The sequence below is a fragment of the Curvibacter delicatus NBRC 14919 genome (assembly GCF_001592265.1).
In the GTDB taxonomy this organism is placed as follows: Bacteria; Pseudomonadota; Gammaproteobacteria; order Burkholderiales; family Burkholderiaceae_C; genus Hylemonella; species Hylemonella delicata.
Window position 1 is genome coordinate 83,083 of sequence record NZ_BCWP01000008.1, and the last position, 18,093, is coordinate 101,175.

At 60.7% G+C, this 18,093-nt stretch carries 16 protein-coding genes; 10 read left to right on the forward strand and 6 right to left on the reverse strand.

Translation table 11 applies throughout. From position 1 onward, the window contains the following. Positions 1-10 precede the first annotated feature (10 nt). Together pglW and CDE01S_RS05855 are read right to left on the reverse strand one after the other, a co-directional pair. Positions 11-4,288 carry a BREX system serine/threonine kinase PglW gene (gene pglW, locus CDE01S_RS05850; protein WP_066704905.1) on the reverse strand — a complete coding sequence of 1,426 codons (4,278 nt, stop codon included), beginning with the start codon at positions 4,286-4,288 and terminating at the stop codon, positions 11-13. Then, positions 4,285-4,506, reverse strand: a complete 222-nt coding sequence (locus CDE01S_RS05855) for a helix-turn-helix domain-containing protein (protein ID WP_047351115.1) — start codon at positions 4,504-4,506, stop codon at positions 4,285-4,287. The genes pglW and CDE01S_RS05855 overlap by 4 nt, the downstream gene beginning before the upstream one ends. Positions 4,507-4,837: 331 nt before the next feature. Here CDE01S_RS05855 and CDE01S_RS05860 point away from each other — a divergent pair, with 331 nt between their 5' ends. Further along, a complete protein-coding gene (locus tag CDE01S_RS05860; RefSeq protein ID WP_157077053.1) occupies positions 4,838-5,299 on the forward strand; it encodes a hypothetical protein in 462 nt (153 codons plus the stop codon). Continuing rightward, positions 5,293-5,997 (forward strand): relaxase/mobilization nuclease domain-containing protein, encoded by a 705-nt coding sequence (locus CDE01S_RS05865; RefSeq protein WP_066704909.1) that lies wholly within the window; start codon positions 5,293-5,295, stop codon positions 5,995-5,997. Before CDE01S_RS05860 ends, CDE01S_RS05865 begins: the two co-directional genes overlap by 7 nt. Before the next feature lie 144 nt (positions 5,998-6,141). Here CDE01S_RS05865 and CDE01S_RS05870 read toward each other — a convergent pair whose 3' ends face one another. Beyond that, the gene (locus CDE01S_RS05870; protein ID WP_066704911.1) at positions 6,142-6,714 is read right to left on the reverse strand and encodes a hypothetical protein; all 573 of its coding nucleotides are present in this window, start codon (positions 6,712-6,714) and stop codon (positions 6,142-6,144) included. A 253-nt stretch (positions 6,715-6,967) separates the two neighbouring features. Between CDE01S_RS05870 and CDE01S_RS05875 the strand changes: the two genes are divergently transcribed. The 5 genes from CDE01S_RS05875 (at position 6,968) to CDE01S_RS05895 (ending at position 10,633) form a co-directional block, all read left to right on the forward strand. Continuing rightward, a complete protein-coding gene (locus tag CDE01S_RS05875; protein WP_066704913.1) occupies positions 6,968-7,375 on the forward strand; it encodes a hypothetical protein in 408 nt (135 codons plus the stop codon). Continuing rightward, entirely contained in the window at positions 7,368-7,895 is a 528-nt protein-coding gene (locus CDE01S_RS05880; protein WP_066704915.1) for a hypothetical protein, read from the forward strand. The genes CDE01S_RS05875 and CDE01S_RS05880 overlap by 8 nt, the downstream gene beginning before the upstream one ends. 412 nt (positions 7,896-8,307) lie before the next feature. Next, positions 8,308-8,583: a hypothetical protein gene (locus tag CDE01S_RS05885; RefSeq protein WP_066704917.1), complete on the forward strand. Its 276-nt coding sequence runs from the start codon at positions 8,308-8,310 to the stop codon at positions 8,581-8,583. Between the two features lie 392 nt (positions 8,584-8,975). Continuing rightward, positions 8,976-9,257, forward strand: coding sequence for a hypothetical protein (locus tag CDE01S_RS05890; RefSeq protein WP_066704919.1), 282 nt, complete (start codon positions 8,976-8,978; stop codon positions 9,255-9,257). Then, positions 9,254-10,633, forward strand: a complete 1,380-nt coding sequence (locus CDE01S_RS05895; RefSeq protein WP_066704921.1) for an AAA family ATPase — start codon at positions 9,254-9,256, stop codon at positions 10,631-10,633. The genes CDE01S_RS05890 and CDE01S_RS05895 overlap by 4 nt, the downstream gene beginning before the upstream one ends. A gap of 9 nt (positions 10,634-10,642) precedes the next feature. Here CDE01S_RS05895 and CDE01S_RS05900 read toward each other — a convergent pair whose 3' ends face one another. Together CDE01S_RS05900 and CDE01S_RS05905 are read right to left on the reverse strand one after the other, a co-directional pair. Beyond that, positions 10,643-11,224, reverse strand: coding sequence for a helix-turn-helix domain-containing protein (locus CDE01S_RS05900; protein ID WP_169802243.1), 582 nt, complete (start codon positions 11,222-11,224; stop codon positions 10,643-10,645). Positions 11,225-11,378: 154 nt separating this feature from the next. Continuing rightward, positions 11,379-13,004 carry a tyrosine-type recombinase/integrase gene (locus tag CDE01S_RS05905; protein ID WP_066704925.1) on the reverse strand — a complete coding sequence of 542 codons (1,626 nt, stop codon included), beginning with the start codon at positions 13,002-13,004 and terminating at the stop codon, positions 11,379-11,381. 279 nt (positions 13,005-13,283) lie between these two features. Here CDE01S_RS05905 and mutS point away from each other — a divergent pair, with 279 nt between their 5' ends. The 3 genes from mutS to CDE01S_RS05920 are packed head-to-tail and all read left to right on the forward strand — an operon-like array spanning position 13,284 to position 17,017. After that, the gene (gene mutS / locus CDE01S_RS05910) at positions 13,284-15,875 is read left to right on the forward strand and encodes a DNA mismatch repair protein MutS (protein WP_066704927.1); all 2,592 of its coding nucleotides are present in this window, start codon (positions 13,284-13,286) and stop codon (positions 15,873-15,875) included. 8 nt (positions 15,876-15,883) lie between these two features. After that, on the forward strand, positions 15,884-16,714 hold the full coding sequence (locus CDE01S_RS05915) for an alpha/beta fold hydrolase (RefSeq protein WP_066704963.1): 831 nt from the start codon (positions 15,884-15,886) through the stop codon (positions 16,712-16,714). Positions 16,715-16,759: 45 nt separating this feature from the next. After that, positions 16,760-17,017: a hypothetical protein gene (locus CDE01S_RS05920; RefSeq protein WP_066704929.1), complete on the forward strand. Its 258-nt coding sequence runs from the start codon at positions 16,760-16,762 to the stop codon at positions 17,015-17,017. Positions 17,018-17,092: 75 nt separating this feature from the next. Here the strand turns inward: CDE01S_RS05920 and CDE01S_RS05925 are convergent, their stop codons facing one another. Continuing rightward, the gene (locus CDE01S_RS05925; protein WP_066704930.1) at positions 17,093-17,926 is read right to left on the reverse strand and encodes an undecaprenyl-diphosphate phosphatase; all 834 of its coding nucleotides are present in this window, start codon (positions 17,924-17,926) and stop codon (positions 17,093-17,095) included. Positions 17,927-18,093: the final 167 nt, after the last annotated feature.

Here is an 18,093-nt window from a genome sequence, read left to right on the forward strand (position 1 = left end):
TCAGGGTCTTTCAGGAGTCGGACGAACGAACGAGGCTGCTCGCAAGCAGCCCGTTTTTCGCTCTGTGTTTGTTTTCCACCCACGCCTGCGGCAAGGCCAGGGTGCGGGTGTTGTTGATGTTGTTGACCAGGGGCACGGCCACACCGTCGATCACGGGCAGCCCTTGGTTGCTGGTGGGCAGCAGCAGCCACACAGTGGGCGTTTGCCCTGGGCGGCCTGCGTTTGACTCCAGCTCCGTGACGAGGGCCATCAGGTCGTACCGCGCCAGGAGCCCTGCGCAGACCAGCAGAACGGGTGACGGGCTGTTGAGCAAGGCTGCACGCAAGGTGGGCAGGGTGCGCTGCACCAGGCGCTGCAGGTTCGTCCAATGGCGGCTGCCTCGGTCGGCGGCGTCCGCCTGGAGCACGACATTCCAGTCCACCTTCAGGGCTTGGGCCTGTTCGCGCAGTGCCGACAGCAGCAGGGCATCGAAGTTGATCCGCTTGATGGGGTTGGCCGATGGCGGGTCGGATTCACCGAAGCGGCGGAGCAACTCAGCTTCGGCATGCCGCGCAATCCGCGGGTGCACCGTCAGGACCAAAAGCCCGCCCTGATCCAGCGACCGAATCAAGCGTTCTTCGACTGCGGCGGCCTCGGCGGCGTCGCCATCACCCATCACATGAAGGGTTTGAAGCGTGGCGTGCCTAGAGAACTGGGTGGTGGTGCCGGCGGTCTGGGCGCTGCCCAGGGTGGCCAAGCGGTAAGCGCCCCGGCCGCCCGCTGCGGTGATGTCCCAGGTCAACGGTGCGCCGGCCTCTTCAAGCAGGCGATCCAGCGCAGGCCGATCAGGCAGTGGGGAGGCCTCTGGGTAGCGGCCACGCACCCGATCCTGAATGTCCTTGACCTTGAGCTCCGGAGCCCCCACCAGAGCACCCAAGGACTGTCGCAGCGCCTGAATGGGCGCCATGCCGCGGGCATACATTTCCTGCCGGCTGGAGACGGCCGCCTTGCGGGAGGCAGACGCTGCCAGACGCAGCAGGCGCGTTGGCGTGAGTGGCATGGGGGTGACGCCATCCAACTGGTCCGGGGACGGCATGGCTACGCCTTCCAGCATCTCCAACACGCGGGCCGGCGGCAGCAAGGGGTCTGCCAACGCGCAGGCATCGGCCGCGGTGCCCAGTTGGCGCGCATACTCGGCCCAAGGGGCGGCGCTGGCGATCAGCAAATAGGGCTGGTGGTCGAAGGCTTCGAAACGGGGCTGATCGAGATGCGCCTCCGCCTCAATGGCTGCCCGCAGCACAGCCGTGGCCTGGCGCATCCGCTCGGTGTCGTCTTGCGAGGCACAGCCTCGCAAGGCCAGCAGGGCCAAAGCGGCTTCCTGCGCGCTCATCACATGGCCCTGGCTGCGCACCAGCGAGTCCATCTGCTGCCGCAGCTCGGTGAAAGCCGGGGTCTTGAGCCAACGCTCTCGCGCCTTGATCAGGGTGGCGGTCAACGTGGCCCGATCGACTTCACCGGCCTGAGCGGAATCACCCAGGCTGGGCCAGGTGCCGGCCTTCACGGTGTCGTCCAGACCCAGGTAATGCGCCAAGGCAGCCTCTTCGGGGCGGTCATCACCCGCCGGGCGGCGCGGCAACAGTTGGGCGGCCAATTCGTTGACGCTGACTGCGCCTTCGACTTCTTCGTCGGCGTCGTGCGCAACGCTGCGGCCCTGGGTCAGGTCAGGCCGCAGGCGGGCCAGCTCCTTCGCCGTGAGCCGAATCTCTTTGCGAATCTTGTCGCCGACGCCCTTGAGGTATCGAAATCGAACACGATCGACAGCGAGTAATTCGCGCGCGTTGTGAACGCCCATGCGCTCCAGGACATCCTGGGCTTCGAGGCTGTAGCCCAGCTCGGCCATCGTGGTCTGAGGCGTCGCCGTAGGAGCGATGGCGGCCAGGCCCGTTTCCGCTGGCGAATCACTCGGGTGAACGGTGCTTCGCGCGGCGAAGATGTCCCGCCAGGCGCGGAGCATCTCCTCTGCGTTGTCGAAACGTTCGCGGAAATCGCGCCGCAACGCCTTTTCGAAGAACTTCGCAAAGCCTTCACGCGTCACGGGATCAAAGACATCGCGCTCGATGGTGGCTTCAACGTCGAGCATGGCCGGAGACGTCTGTCCGTCACCCCACACCGGCGGCTGGCCCACGGCCATTTCGTACAGCGTGACAGCCAGCGCGAAACGCTCGGCGTAGAGGTCCCAGCGCGGCGGCCGGCGCAGGGACAGGAAGGGGTCCAGATAGGGGTGGGTGCCGGCAGTGATGTTTTCCGCCGGCGTGCGACACAGGGAGAAGTCGAACAGGACGAGCTGCAGTTTTCGCGTGCGGCTCTCAGCGATCCCGATGTTTTCGGGCTTGATGTCCCGGTGCGCCACCCCTTCGGACTCGAGGTAGTTCACCGCTTCGATCAGCTCTTCACCAAAGCGCTGCAGCATGTCCAAGGACAGGCGCCCTTCTTCCTTGAGCTTTTCGGCCAACGTCTTGGCACCTGCGCTCTTGAGCAGCAGGGCAGTACGCCCAGAGACGGTGAGGGTCTCGCGATGGGCAACGATGTTCTGGTGGTGCAGGCGGGCAAGGACTTCGCCCTCAGCAACCAGACGGTCGTTGTGAGCGATGTCGCACGCGACCTTGAGGATGGATTCGTCGTCGCTGTCGTCGCGGCGGACAAGCAAGACGTCGCTGGATGACCCCCGCCCCATGCGTTTGATAACCGTGAATCCGCCTTCCAGCCGGTCACCCGTGCTGGCGATGCTCGGATCTTTCGTCGTCTCAGGATCAGGCGCGGTCAGCTCATCTTCGACCGCATCCAGATCGTCCAAAAAGCCTTGGATCGTGTCGTACCGTGCCAGCAGGTCCGGTGCAGTGGCGAACTGGATCAGATCCTGCTGCTTGGCGCCGCAGCCGTCCATGGTGTCGGACAAGCGCAGGCCCTGGCCTACTCGCAGCTTTTCCGACAGCTCCAGAGTGGACTCGGCCGGTGGCTGGCCACTGAAAATGTAGAAAGCGATGCAGCCCAGGGAAAAGACGTCCAGGCTGGCCCCCTGGGCAGGGTCGGCCCGTGTGGTCTCGGGGGCCAGATACAGCAGGCCCAGATCCTCGACGTAGTCCTCAACGTGTTGGGTCCCGGTCGTTCGGTGGACGGTGTTGGGCGAACTGGAGCCGCCGACGTTGCGAGAGGCGGTTTGCCAGTTCATGAGCCGCAGCTGCATGGCGCCGCTGTCCAAGCCATGGACCGTGATGCTTTGCGGCCCGAGGGCACGGTGGTACAGGCGCTTGGAGTGGGCGTACTTCAGGGTCTCTGCGATGTCGCGGACCATCTGTAGGCGCTGCGTGATCGTGAGGGTCTTGCCTCTCTCCCGCAGCAGGTGGTCCAGCCGAACGGCCTTGGGATCGTGATCAAAGATCAGCGCTGGGCCGAGTTCGGTTTCCTTGAGGTCATTGACGCGCAGGATGCCGGGGTGGTCGATCCCCTCGAGCACCTCGAATTCGCGACGCGCCTGGCGAAGCCGGGCAGCACGAGCCTCCGGCGACGACGCAGATGCGACGGTGTAGATGCGCACACGACGCTGTATCGTGTCTACGCTGACGTGACTGGCTTCCCAATCCTGAAAGCCATCGCCTTCGGCCATGAGCTTGGTGAGCTTGTAATCACCGACCTGGCGATGCTTGTTGGAGGGGCGAATGCCGGCCTCAATCACCGCCCGGCCGATGGCGCGAGCCTGGGTGGAGTCAACAGGGGTTGTGGCGCGCGAGGTGATGCCATTGCTGAGGGCCCCGACGATGCCCGGGTCGTCCAGCGCCCCTGGCCGCCCCCTCTGGTATGCCGCCGTCTTGGCAAGGCCCTCCAACTGGCAGGCCAGGCTGGACGAGGACAAGAAGATGGCAGGCTCGACAAACGGCAACCTGACCTTGGCCTTCACGATGGCTGGTTGACGCCGCAGCAAACTGGCCAAACGTTTGGCCTTGCGGTTGGCCAGGATCAGGGGGTTGTCGTAGGTAAAGCTGCGGCCGTCCGTGGTCCACGTCCAACTGTGGGCATCACCACGCAGTACCCCTGGGCGGCTCTTGATCTCGACCAGGAACAGGCCTGCTGGCGAAAGCACCAGTGCATCGACCTCGTTGACTTTGCCTTCGTCGTCGATGAACTCAAAGTTGGTCCAGACGTGCCAGGAATCTCGGTCGGGCAAATTGGCCCGCAGCCACTCAAGCGCCTCACGCTCCCAGGCAAAGCTGGATTCCGCGATCACATGCCATCGGGATGCGCTGAGAGTCATGGCGCACTCCCATCAGGGTCGGGCACGTGCTCAAAGAGTTCGCCCACGGAGCAACGGAACAGGCTGCACAGAGCATCGATAGCGGCCACATCGATACGCGTCACCGTCTCTTTGTACAGGGACGTGACCGTGCTGCGGTTCAGGCCGGTCAGGCGCGAAACGTCAGAGATTCGAAGCTTGTCGCGCCCCATGAGGGTCGACAGGTGACAGCGGACCATGGAATATCCCAAAAATGGCGGGGTGCTGCGCAGCATAACAAAACGCTGATTTGCGCACAACCCCGTGCCGGCGCAGGTAGCCAAGTCGGTGAACCTAATTCATGACCCAGATTCAACGCTGCGGGCGGCCCACGAGGTCTTCAATGCATACCCACCTCCCCGCGAAGCTGTGCATCGGGTCGAACCTCCCTGCTCAGCGCTCATCGACATGCATGAGACAGATCCGATCTGAACCATGTCATCGACTCCACCGCAATGGGGTCGCTGAGTCGATACATGGCAAGATATATAGGATCAAGAATGAACGACAAGAGAAAATCCAAAAAGCGCCATGACTGAGCCCAAGACACCCAAAAAACGAACGGCAAAGGAGTTACCTGGCAGCCCGCAGGGACCTGCATCACCCAGAAAAAGAAGGGTCAGCCAACCCCGTCAAAGGGGTGTGCGAAAGGTCAAACTGAACTTCAACGTTGCAGAGCAGATGCGCAAAAAGCTCGAAATGGCCGCACAGCGTCACGATTCGAGCCTTTCCGATCTCCTGACAGGAGCGGTTCAGAGGTGCCTCAAAGACGACGTCTGGGACCCCAGGGCCCGCAATGCGGTTTCACGAAACAGAACCATCGTCCCACCCGCAGAGCTTGTGGATATCTCCAATCAGCTGTTGGCGCTCGGTTTTCTTCTGGAGCAGTTGATCAAGGCACCGACAGACCCCAAACTGATCGAAGAGGCTGCACGGATTCATCTGGATGCTCGATTGCACTTGGCCAAATTGCGCGAGGACCACGGGTGCTGATCAAGATCATCAGGTTCAAGCGAAAGTCGCCCAGACGGCCGGCTGATTTGCGTCGGCTGTTCAAGTATCTGTTTACGCCCAAAGCGGATGCAGATGCGGCATCGAATCGACTGCTCGGCCCCCCGCAGCTTGATCACCTTGTTCTCAATCAGATGCCCTGGGGCAATGATGTTGAAGCCGCTGCCGATGACCTAGCCAACCAATTCGATTTCTATGTCCGCGAAGCAGGCGTGTGCCAAAAAAGGTGTGCGGGCATTGAGGGGTGTAAAGGCCTTAAAGCATGTGTGGGACGGCCTCGGCCGCGCGACTGGTACGCGCATGTCGTCTTCGCCTTTGCGCCGATCGCATCACCGGAGATTCGAAACCCGGCGGACTACCACCAGTCTCCGCGACGAAACGCATCTTCAGCGACCAACGCGATCCGCATTGCGCGTGATGCCTTGGATTTTCTGGGGTGGGGCAGGACTCAGCCGGCTGTTTTTGTCGCGCACGGCGATACGGAGCACATCCATGTGCACGCAGTGATTGCGACACCGGTATTTGGTGGCGATGTCTGGGATGTCTTCAGGTTTTCAAGCAGACAGCTTTTTGACGTGGCAGCGGCTTGCACCAGCGCCTTCAATCTATCCACTGGGACACCGATGCTCGAGAAGTATTACGCTCAATGGCGTCACCTCGCGGACAAACTCCAGAGTTAGGAGTGAATCCTCAGACCAAGGGCGGCGTGCCAGAACATCGGTACGCCGCCTTTTCAAGCCCCACTATTTTGGGCGAGGCGGGGTTCGCCACCGAAGTTCATTCCGCTGGTATTGGCGTCGCACCGGTGATCTCTTGCTGCTTCGTCAGTCAGCGCCGCTATAGCCCGTGGCCTCTTCCCACCCAGACACATCAGCTTCACCGATCGCTCCGCGGTCGTTGGCGACAGTGTATTCAATCGCATCGAGTATTCGGGCGCATTCTTCACGATCGGGGTTCCAGTACCAGGCGAGGATGGCTGCCTCAAGGACATCGGCGTCGCCGCGATTGCGGATAGCGGCTGATCCCCGAAGTGCATTCCACACGGCCCTTTTCGCTTCGTTGTGCATCGACTCAGTAACGCGGATTTCGTACACATCCACTTCTTCGAAGCCCAACCTCCCTGCGCGCTCGACCTCGAAGTCGATATACGTATTCTCCGTACCATTTTTGTACACGAGCTGACGAATTTCAGCGTCAACCTCGACCGCGTAACCAATGGTCACCGATCCGTCGGCGTTCACTTCCCCGTCCGCCTTCAGCTGATCGAAGCTGGGGTATTGATCGCGCAGCCAAGCAGGAGAAATCAGACATTCACCACCATCACCTCCAAAGGCAACTTTGGCAGCGTAGTCGTCATTGGCAATAAAACGATGGACCTCAACTTTCACTTCTTGCATGGCTTGATGCTCCTTGACCTATGAACCTGACGGTTGATTCGACTTCTTTCGAACCACGGAGAAATGTTACCAACCGATTTTTCATTTTTTGAGCAACGTGTGCATCTAAGGACGTTTTGTCGACAACTGGCACCTGAAGAAAAACGTCCTTAACTGAAACTTGTGCAGGAGGACACTGCTTTGGTGATCAAGAATAGTTGCAGCTGAGCTGGTCCGTCCCACGACTGATCTCAGCGATTCTTGGGAGCGTTTCATGAAACGGATCACAAAAGCAGATATCGATCAACTGGCTCAGCGCCATGGGTTCGAAGATTTCCAGGACCTGAGCAACAACGTGAAGTCGTGCTCAGACAACAGTGAGTTGGCTATTGATCTGATGAGATTGAGAGGCCAGCTCAAAGAGGTCATGGCACAAGAACCGGCTGCACTGCCACAGAGGAATGGATTGGCCGACGTCGAGGTGGATGCGACGGGACTGCCCCACCTTAATGATCTGGTTTTGACGGTCAGTCGACTCATCGCGAAGCTTCTCTTCGGTTACACCGAAGACGAAATCCGCTTCATTAACGATCGAGCGCTCGACATCGATGCCAAGCACGCGCACGAAGCTCACCATCGGGCCCGGAAGGCGCCTGGAATCGGAGGACACAGTCATGCCTAAGGCCTTTGACGCGATGACTGCCAAAGGTGCGACAAAGATTGCCGCCCTTCTCCAAGAACTTCCGTCCCGAATCGGCGGCTTCGTCTTCCATGGCGCTTGGATGGGACGCCGGTTCGTGATCCGCGACATCACACCTGCGGACGTACCGGTGGCTTCGGTGTCGAAGGACTACGCAACCGGTACTCTGACGCTTTCGCGGGAGATCCTCGCGGTGGCGGATGACACCGTGCGCGAAATGCGAAGCTTTGGCGCCAGTATGACCCGTCGTACACAGACAGGCGATTTCGACGTCGCGACGGGATTCGACAGCGAAACACACCTCGTCGCCGCGGGGCATCACATCGCCCTCTGTGGCCATCGGGGCCCTTGGCCTGAAGCTTCTGATCCAATCACAGCGCAAGTGACCTGTGCACAATGCGAGGTGATTTCGCGAACGAAACCGAATCATCGCGCACGGTTACATCCGCTGACCTCAGGTCACCCGGCTCAATCGCCCAAAAATCGCGACCAGACTGATTGAGCGATCCGCTTTTGCTCTATGGTGACGTTACTGTGAGGTTTGGCTGTACCCAGGCAGAGTGGTTATTGTAGGGTTCACCACTACCCCGCCGAGTCATCAGGCAGGGTACAAGCCCCTCGGGTTTTGAGGTACGGCGTATTCGGTTGAACCAGTACGTCACATGCATCTGACCGTATACCTCACCGGTCAATACCCCTCCTTTTCCGACCCGCTTTGCTGTTATCCGAAGCTGGACATCACAGCCAGTCGACTGTAGCTGTCAGTTTTTGACGTTTGTGGCCAATTGATGTACACCTTCAGCCGATCAATGGATTGGTTCGTCCTTTCGTTGTGCCGGGTGGACCGATTACATGACCAAACAGGCCGATCATTCGGCCACTTTGGCCGTCCAATAGATTCTGGAGATTCATCGATGGGCTACTTGAATGCAATGCAGGGCGTCGAGCTCGGAATGGTGGGTCTGCAGGCGGGGTTGAACCGACTGACCATGCCGCAGCGTCCGCTGTTGAGCTACTACCGCTGGCAACCCGAAGTCCCTCAAGGGGTATCTGTGGATTCGTACAACGCACTGGTGGTGGAGCACAACGCTCTGGTGGATGCGTTGGTCGCCGAACGAAAGAGGACCGCCCAGCTCCAGTCCCAACTCCGTGATGCGCTTCGACTTCTGAAACAAGCTGTGGATTCCTGAAGCTGGGAGGTTGGGGTTGGCGCCAGGGACTGGATGGCTGCCCATGGAGTCGCGTAACCGTTGTGACGGACGACACCTCCACCATTTCCCATCGGAAGATGGTCATTGCAGGCGGCTTACATGAATTTCGATGGCGGGGCAAATTACAACGCGGCCTGGTCACCACAAGACATTCGACATCCAGCCTTCACTTGCGTACGATTCCGGACATGAATCTAAGCGTCACGTCTTTCAACCCAGCCAAGGTGTCTCAGCAACACCAGGGGTTGATTCGTGTCGACCTGGTCGGGCTTGCCGTTTTTCATTTCATAAGACCCTGAACTGAATTCGTTACTTGGATCTGTGCTATCACGGCATGGCTCTCCCGGTTGAGATCAGCTTCAGGAGTTTTTGTGTCCCCGATCCTTGATTCTTTGGCGGTATGCCTTGGCGCCGTCAGCGCTTTGCGCGCAGCTCTCTGCGTTGAAGAGGGGCTTCGCTACCCCACTTTTACCGCCTTGCTGCGGCATTTACCTTGGCAGTCTCACGCCCTCAACGTGATCGCCTGCCTGGGCACCGTGATCTACGCCCTGGCCGGCGGATCACGGGAGGTTCTGGTGGCGAGCGTTTTGATTCTGCTCGCCGGCGCTTGCGTTCCCTTGGTCGTTGGACCACTGCAAGGAGCGCAACAATGAAGCTGCCAATCCCTCGGTTTCCGGAGCTGTCGGTGGTCTTACCGGATGGGGATGATGCTTTGACGCTCGAGGCCTATCAGATGCTGGCCGTCAGTCTGGCCATTCACCTGAGCGGTCGACGAGCTGTATTCGCCTTGGAACTGCGCAGGGGTCCGCTCTGGCTGGGAGTCAAAGTGCACACGACCCCAGCACTGTCCCGGCGCGAAAGGCAGTCTCTGCTGCCATTGGTTCGGAATCTCGAGTTCATGTTTCCTTGGATGCCGAAATCCGCGCAGCCAGACGAGTATCGCCAGGCCGAGCCGTTGGAGCCAAGTACCGAAGCGGGGACGGAGACGAATGCGGAGGGAGAGGCATCAATGGAAGCGTTTGTGCGATCGCTAATCGACGAGGATGTGGATCGCAGGACGGTGCAAGTGTTTGATCCGGGGCTAACCGATCCGGCTGCGCTGATTCAACAACTGCCGATCGACGGCGAATCCCGCCAGAAGATGCAGACGGCGCTGAAGAAGATCCTGGCCTACGGGACCACGCGCCCGAGGAGCCAACCGGATCATTCATGGCTCAAGGATTTGGAAACACTTCGGGGTGAGTTTCCAGGATTTACCGCGGTGTTGGATCAGGTGGTGCAGCCGCATCTGAGCCTGATCGCCGCCGGTGCCCGGCGTGTCCGTATGCCTCCGATCTTGCTGGTTGGGCCTCCAGGGGTAGGCAAGACCGCGTTCGCGCGCCGCTTGGCGGAAATGCTGGGCACGGGATGTCTGAACATTGACATGGCCAGCGCGACGAACGGGGCCGCCTTGGCAGGCAGCAGCACGTTCTGGTCCAACTCACAACCCTCCCAGCTGTTCAACGCCATCGCGTATGGTCTCCCGGGGCGTCCACCCGTTGCAGACCCTGTGATTGTGTTGGACGAGATCGACAAAGTTTCGACCGACCGGTACGACCCAATGGGTCCGCTGTACACCCTGCTTGAGGAGGAAACCGCGCGTGTGTTTGAGGACCAGTCACTGCCAGGCATCGTCTTCGACGCTTCGCTGATTCGATGGATCCTGACCGCGAACGACATCCGCCGTATCCCGGAGCCCATTCTCAGCAGGGTCCTGGTTTACGAGATTGAACCACCCAGTGGGAATGCGATGTTCAGCATCGCCCAACGAATGTTGGAATCGACCGTTCGGGAGTTGGAAATCCACTTCCAGACACGCCTACCTCGGGAGTTGGCGCCGCTGATCGGAGATCAGACGCCAAGGACGTTGAAGGTCCGGCTTGAGTTGGCGGTCGGAGCGGCCATGTCAGCGGGCCGGAACTACCTCGTGCTGGACGACCTGACCACACTGTTTCGCACGCAGACGAAACTGTCGATGGGGTTCGTCTGAGGACAAAAGTCACATTGACTTCAAGATTTTCATGGTCTGCTCAAGAGCACCCTGAATCTCTTCAACGTAAATCGCCTTTGAACCCGAATCCCCCCAACTCAACATCGCAGCATGAACCGGGTTTAACCAAGCAATCCTGAATTGCCCAAGGCTATCGATGAATTCGGACATTGGCACATTCAATACGCATCGAAAAACCTCCAATTCGCCACTCATCATATAGAAGGGGCGCTTTGTGACGAGGTCAAAATTTGACCGCTTTGGTATGGGCTTCGCGTATGGAAGGAGGAAGGCCTGTCCTTTTCGTACAGCGGCAGACATACTGCTTTGGACTTTCAGGCTTTGCTGATATGCAATAAGATCTGCTTTGAAGTAAGTGATCTTCTGATTTGTGCCTTTCGCTCCCTTCGTGCCGCCCTGTATGTAAGCAGGGCCCGATTTGTCCCTCCTCAGACGCTCCAACGTCGTTGAGGACACACGCAACAGAACAGCGGCCTCCTCAGGTGTCAGAGCGGCAAGATCTGGCAAAAGATGAAGTGCCCTGAGAACTTCCAAATCTCGAATCAGCGTTTCCTTATCTTTGCGAGCCACGATCAAATCTCCGAAACTTTCTGCTTTTGCAGCATGTTTTGAATCGTCTGCTTACACGGGCATGCTGCATGAATTTCGTACGATGTAAATGATAGGCGCACTCCGAGCCCTGAGTCGGAGGGGTGATTAATCGGGACCATCAGTCTCAGCATCATCACTGAGGATTGCCGATCTTGCGCGGTCGTCCCGTTCGGGGTTTCGGTGGACGGCAGACATGCGGTGCGGGCGCAGGAAGTGGCGGCCAATCCGCTGGCTTGAGGGCGTTGTACACGTTCGGAGCTTTGGAGAGGATCGCTTGTTCGATCTTCATCATCGATTCCCGCAGCAACTGCCACTCTGCTTGCGTATAGGTATCCGTCACGTTTGCGCGGGCATGGTTGAGGAAACGACTTTTGATCACCTCGTCGATGCCCAGCGAAGTCATCACCGCGCCGAAAGAGCGGCGCAGGTCGTGCCGGTTGAGCTTTTCCAAGCCAATCTCTTCGCGCAGGTCGTCGAGCAGGTCGGTCGCGTCCATGTAATGCCCCGTCTTCGAGAACCTGCTGCGCGCAGGAAATACGAACGGTCGGGACTTTGCATGGAAGCCACGGCGGATGACCTCATCTGCAGCGCAGCGCTGGCGCTGCCTTAACAACTCCAAGACCATCGGCGTGATCGGCAACCGATGAGAGCGGCCGTTCTTTGTCTTATAGAAAAAGACGTATGGCCCCCAATCCGGATGATCTTTGAGCCAGACATGGCTGGTTGTGCTCCTCCCTTTACCAGTCTCGCCAATCTCATCCAGCAACTCACCCCACACAAGGCACGCATGCTCGCTCTTGCGGCACCCCCAAAGCAGCATGAGCATCAAGTAGTGGATGCCGGTCATGTTGTCATTCACAAGGCGCTTAGACCAGCACGCTTCGAGAAATGGCCCTAAGTCCGCAGAGGGTCGAAGGGGATTTCGCTTGCCTTTCTCCTGACGCTCCTGCTCGATTTGTTCTTTGGTTCGGTAGAAGCGGTTGAGAGCCAGGGTCTTGAACGGATTGCCCTTGAGCGCGGGCTCGCGATCCTGCGCCTCAGCCCTAATTTTCTCGTTCTCGATGAACCAGTCGATCGCCCGGGCAGGCCACTGGAAGGCCTGCTCCGTTGCAGTCGGGGTCGCCTTGTGGGTCTCCAAGAATTTCTTGGCGATCTCTTTGTCGTCGATCTCTCTCACCTTTCGATCGGCCCAGCCCCAAGCCTCGTGCCGGCGTGCCACTCGATCAAAGACCCTTAGGGACTCGGATCTAGCTGGCTTTTGTGTCCGCGTGGTCCAGTGCTCACGATAAGCGGCCATCACTTGGCGCAGTGTTACCTCAGCAGCATTGATCTGCCGAGCCAGAGTGTTGGGGTTCTGGCCCGTTTCGATCATCGCTCGGGCCAGCTCCGCCGCTTTTGCTCGGGCGTCTTGGATGCGATTGAAGTCAGCGAAGTTACCAACGGTGGCGAGCATCGACCTGCCCATGACCTTGCGGCGCAGGATGTAGACCTTCTTCCTGCCCACCTTCAGTCCAAAACCGGGCGGAGCGTCTCGGGAGACGTCCCATAAGATGTAGGGTTGCGAAGATGCGACAGGCTTTGCCGCGAAGACCAATTTGCCCTTTTCGTCGTAACCGGTAGGGGGCAGCTCCAGCCGCCTGAGCTTGCAGTAGTTGTCGTTCAACTCTGCCCGCCAAGATGGGCTGCGATCCTTGTCCTTGTGCTGGCTGGGTGGGACACCCGAGGGTTCGGATACGAAGGTTTCTTGGTCTTTCTGCATGGCCTATGAAACTCAGATCGACTGCAGGCTGGGTTGGGGACTGATTTTTTGAGCCAAGTCTTTGATTTTATTGACTTTATTATTTTAATGGGGATTAAAATCTATCACAGCCGGCAGTCAGAGACAATCGTCCCCATCTGGTCCCCGTCACTGCTGCTGACAGATGAGGTCAATTGACGGTAAGTGAAGGTGAGCGACGACGGCAGGGTCTCGACAAGTAATTGAATGACAAAGAAAAAAGACGATCATGGCGGTGTAAGCAAGCTTCCATCTGAAGGGATGAAAGAACTCGAAAGTCACACCCCCATGATGCAGCAGTACCTGGCCATCAAGGCCGGGTACCCCCAGACGCTGGTGTTCTACCGCATGGGCGACTTCTACGAGCTCTTCTACGAAGACGCCGAGCGCGCCGCCCGCCTGCTCGACATCACCCTCACCCAGCGCGGCCAGTCGGCCGGCAAGCCGGTCATCATGGCTGGCGTCCCCTTCCACTCGGTCGAGACCTACCTCGCCCGCCTCATCAAGCTGGGCGAATCGGTCGCCATCTGCGAGCAGGTGGGCGAAGTTGGTGCATCCAAAGGCCCGGTAGAGCGCAAAGTGGTGCGTGTGGTCACGCCCGGCACACTGACCGACAGCGCCCTGTTGAGCGACAAGTCCGAATCCTTCCTGCTCTCGGTGCACCAGGGGCCGCGCCACGGCTGCGGCCTAGCCTGGCTCAGCGTCACGCAGGGCGAGGTGTTCCTGGCCGAATGCAGCCCCGACGCGCTGGAGGAATGGATCGCCCGCATCGCGCCGGGCGAACTCATCTACAGCGCCGGCGTCACGCCCGCCTTCGAGCAGCGGCTGCAGGCCCTGCGCCAGGCCAGCCCCGTCTCCCTGAGCCTGCGCCCCGAGTGGCAGTTCGATGCCACCCTGGGCCAGGCCAAGCTGCTGGAGCTGCTGGGCGCGGCCAGCCTGGCCTCCTGGAGCGCCGACGACCTGCCCCTGGCCCATGCCGCTGCCGCCGCGCTGCTGGCCTATGCCGAACACACCCAGGGCCGCGCGCTGACCCACGTGCACGGCGTGCGGGTGCAACGCAACGACCAGTTGATCGACCTGCCGCAGACCACGCGGCGCAACCTGGAGCTGGTGCAGACCCTGCGCGGCGAGGACGCGCCCACCCTGTTCTCGCTGCTCGACACCTGCATGACCGGCATGGGCAGCCGCCTGCTGAAAAACTGGCTGCTGGCGCCGCAACGCGACCGCGCGCCGGCGCAGCAGCGGCTGGAGGCGATTTCCGCCTTGCGCACCGGTCCCTGGCAGAAACTGCGCGAACAGCTCAAGGGCTGCAGCGACGTGGAGCGCATCACGGCCCGTATCGCACTGCGCCAGGTGCGCCCGCGCGAGCTGGTGGCCCTGCAACAGACGCTACAAAAAACGGAGCTTCTCGCGCCCGTCCTGTCTGGCCAGACGGCACTTTTGGCTCAAATTTCCCAGCACCTTCTGCCGCCGCAGGGCTGCGCCGAACTGCTGCAGCGTGCCATCCTGGCCGAACCGGCCGCGCTGGTGCGCGACGGCGGCGTCATCAATGACGGCTTTGATGCCGACCTGGACGAACTGCGCGCCATCCAGACCAACTGCGACGGTTTCCTGCTCGACCTCGAAACGCGCGAACGCGCACGCACCGGCATCGCCAACCTGCGCGTGCAGTTCAACAAGGTGCACGGCTTCTACATCGAGGTCACGCAGGGCCAGATCGACAAGGTGCCGGATGACTACCGCCGCCGCCAGACGCTGAAAAACGCCGAGCGTTTCATCACGCCCGAGCTGAAAGCCTTCGAAGACAAGGCCCTGAGTGCGCAGGAACGCGCGCTGGCGCGCGAGAAGTGGCTGTACGAACAGCTGCTCGACCAGTTGCAGCCGCATGTACCCGCACTCACGCGCACGGCGCGCGCGCTGGCCGCGCTGGACGTGCTGTGTACGCTGGCCGAACGCTCGTTCACGCTCGACTGGAACGCCCCCCAGTTCGCCACGGAACCCTGCATCGACATCGTGCAGGGCCGGCACCCGGTGGTGCAGGCGCGGCTGGCCGAGACGAGCAGCGGCGCCTTCATCGCCAACGACACCCGGCTGGGCGTCAAGCAGCGCATGCAGATCATCACCGGCCCCAACATGGGCGGTAAATCCACCTACATGCGGCAGGTCGCGCTCATCGTGCTGCTGGCCTCCATCGGCTCCTACGTGCCGGCCGCCAGCTGCCGCCTGGGGCCGATCGACGCCATCTACACCCGCATCGGCGCCGCCGACGACCTGGCCAACGCCCAGTCCACCTTCATGCTGGAGATGACCGAAGCAGCGCAGATCCTGCACGCCGCCAGCCCCAACTCGCTGGTGCTGATGGACGAGATCGGCCGCGGCACCTCCACCTTCGACGGCCTGGCGCTGGCCGGTGCCATCGCCACGCAACTGCACGACAAGACCCAGGCCTTCACCCTGTTCGCCACCCATTACTTCGAACTCACCGAGTTCCCGGCCAAACACCACGCCGCGGTGAACGTGCACGTGAGTGCCACCGAGTCGGGCCACGACATCGTCTTCCTGCACGAGATCCAGCCGGGCCCGGCCAGCCGCAGCTACGGCATCCAGGTGGCGCGCCTGGCCGGCATGCCGGCGGCCGTGGTCAACCACGCACGCCATGCGCTGGAAAACCTGGAGGCCAATGCCTCGGAGTCGCAGGCCCAGGTCGATCTCTTCGCTCCGCCACCGGCCGAGGCCGTGGGCACCCCCAGCGCCGTGGAGGCACGCCTGGCCGAGATCGACCCCGACGCCCTGAGCCCGCGCGAAGCGCTGGACGCCTTGTACGTCCTGAAAAAATTGGGAGACAAAAAATGAACAATCACCTGCCCACCATCATCTTCTCGCACGGCAACAGCTTTCCGGCCAGCACCTATCGCATGCTCTTCGGCGAACTGCGCCGGCGCGGCTTCAAGGTCAAGGCGGTGGACAAGTTCGGCCATGACGAGCGCTATCCGGTCACCAGCAACTGGCCGCACCTGGTGCAGCAGCTGGCCGACTTCGCGGCCGAGCACCAGCAGAAAACCGGCGAACAGGTCTTTCTGGTCGGCCACTCGCTCGGTGGTTTCCTGAGCCTGATGGCGGCCGCACGCCACCCCGACCTGGCCCAAGCGGTGCTGCTGATCGACTCGCCCATCCTGGGCGGCTGGCGTGCCACCGGCGTCAGCGTGGCCAAGACCACGCAGATCATCGGCGCGGTGTCGCCCGGCGCCGTGAGCCGCCAGCGGCGCAACAGCTGGCCCGACACCGACACCGCCTTCGAACACTTCCGCCACAAGAAGGCTTTCGCCCACTGGGACGCGCAGGTGCTGCGCGACTACGTGGAGCACGGCATGCACGACGAGGACGGCAAGCGCGTGCTGAGCTTCGACCGCGAGGTGGAAACCGCCATCTACAACACCATCCCCGACAACCTGGACAAGCTGCTCAAGCGCCACCCGCTCAAGTGCCCGGTGGCCTTCATTGGCGGTCGCCATTCGGTGGAGATGCGCCAGGTCGGCATGACCATGACCGAGAAGGTCACCAAGGGCCGCATCATGATGCTCGACGGCTCACACCTCTTTCCGATGGAGCAACCGGTGGCCACCGCCGCGGCCATCGAGGCCTCGCTGCTGAACCTGCAGCGCGTGTGCGAGCTCAAGCACAGCGGGCACTGACCCCAGCAAACCTTCACCGCATTCAACTACTTCGTCTCTTCAGCCATGGCAAACCACAACCAACTGGTCAAGGAACAACTGCAACACATGCTGTTCGGCTCATTGCTCTTTGTCTGCCTGGCCTCCATTGCGGTCGCCTTGGACATCGGGGCAGACGCCATCGTCAGTCTGGGCGGCGTCAGCCACTTCACCTACCTGGCGATCGAAACAATGGCCCATGCCCTGCTGGTGCTTGATCTGATTCTTTTTGTCCTGTACCTCTACAAGTCCAGCATTACCCTGGTCAAAGAAATTTTCAGCTGATCGCCATTTCGCTCGGCGAGTTGCCAGCCCAAAAAAGGCCGCATGCAGCGGCCTTTTTTGTGCGTCAGTACGGCCTCAGGCAGTCCACTGCACCACACCCGTCCAGGCCGTGGCCAGCACCACGATGCCGAACACGATGCGGTACCAGGCAAAGCCGTTGAAGTTGTGTGTCGAGATGAAACGCAAGAGCCAACGCACACACAGCCAGGCGCTGATGAAGGAGAGCAGCAGCCCGACGCCGAACAGCGGCAGATCGGCCATCGACAGCAGCGCGCGTTCCTTGTACAGGCTGTAGGCACCGGCGCCGATCAACGTGGGGATGGCGAGGTAAAACGAAAAATCGGTGGCCGCCTTGCGCGACAGGCCCAACAACATGCCGCCGATGATGGTGGCACCACTACGGCTGGTACCCGGCACCATGGCCAGGCATTGCACCAGCCCCACCTTCACCGCATCCTTCCAGCCCATCGCATCCACGTCGAGGATGCGCGGCGCCGTGGCCGCATTGGCCTGGCGCTTCTCGGCCCACAGGATGATGAAGCCGCCGATGATGAAGGTGCTGGCCACCACCACCGGCGTGAACAGGTGCGCCTTGATGGCCTTGCCGAACAGCAGGCCCAGCAGCACCGCCGGCACGAAGGCGATCAGCACATTCAGTGCGAACTGCTGTGCCTGCTTTTGCGTCGGCAGCGCCACCAGCGTGTCGCGGATCTTCTGCCAGTACACCAGGATCACCGCCAGGATGGCGCCGGTCTGGATCGCGATGTCGAACACCTTGGCCTTGTCGTCGTCGAAGCCCAGCAGCGCGCCGGCCAGAATCAGGTGGCCGGTCGACGAGATCGGCAGGAATTCGGTCAGGCCCTCGACCACACCCATGAGGGCGGCCTTGATCAGCAACGCAATATCCACGGAAACTCCCGAAAAAAGATGCTGGATTATCGCTGCGGGAGACCCGATGCCGGCGCCCGCTCGCTGTCCCGGCCGGAGCGTGTTGACTTTGAGACCATATCCTGTAGATTGGAGCCGTTCAAGACGGTAGCCTGCATGTTGGCAACGGCCCCATATGGATGCCGCTT

Excerpts from the sequence above, each read along its gene's own strand:
- pglW (WP_066704905.1), bottom strand. The coding sequence starts at position 4,288 with ATGACTCTCAGCGCATCCCGATGGCATGTGATCGCGGAATCCAGCTTT.
- CDE01S_RS05855 (WP_047351115.1), bottom strand. The coding sequence starts at position 4,506 with ATGGTCCGCTGTCACCTGTCGACCCTCATGGGGCGCGACAAGCTTCGA.
- CDE01S_RS05860 (WP_157077053.1), top strand. The coding sequence starts at position 4,838 with ATGACTGAGCCCAAGACACCCAAAAAACGAACGGCAAAGGAGTTACCT.
- CDE01S_RS05870 (WP_066704911.1), bottom strand. The coding sequence starts at position 6,714 with ATGCAAGAAGTGAAAGTTGAGGTCCATCGTTTTATTGCCAATGACGAC.
- CDE01S_RS05875 (WP_066704913.1), top strand. The coding sequence starts at position 6,968 with ATGAAACGGATCACAAAAGCAGATATCGATCAACTGGCTCAGCGCCAT.
- CDE01S_RS05880 (WP_066704915.1), top strand. The coding sequence starts at position 7,368 with ATGCCTAAGGCCTTTGACGCGATGACTGCCAAAGGTGCGACAAAGATT.
- CDE01S_RS05885 (WP_066704917.1), top strand. The coding sequence starts at position 8,308 with ATGGGCTACTTGAATGCAATGCAGGGCGTCGAGCTCGGAATGGTGGGT.
- CDE01S_RS05895 (WP_066704921.1), top strand. The coding sequence starts at position 9,254 with ATGAAGCTGCCAATCCCTCGGTTTCCGGAGCTGTCGGTGGTCTTACCG.
- CDE01S_RS05905 (WP_066704925.1), bottom strand. The coding sequence starts at position 13,004 with ATGCAGAAAGACCAAGAAACCTTCGTATCCGAACCCTCGGGTGTCCCA.
- mutS (WP_066704927.1), top strand. The coding sequence starts at position 13,284 with ATGAAAGAACTCGAAAGTCACACCCCCATGATGCAGCAGTACCTGGCC.
- CDE01S_RS05920 (WP_066704929.1), top strand. The coding sequence starts at position 16,760 with ATGGCAAACCACAACCAACTGGTCAAGGAACAACTGCAACACATGCTG.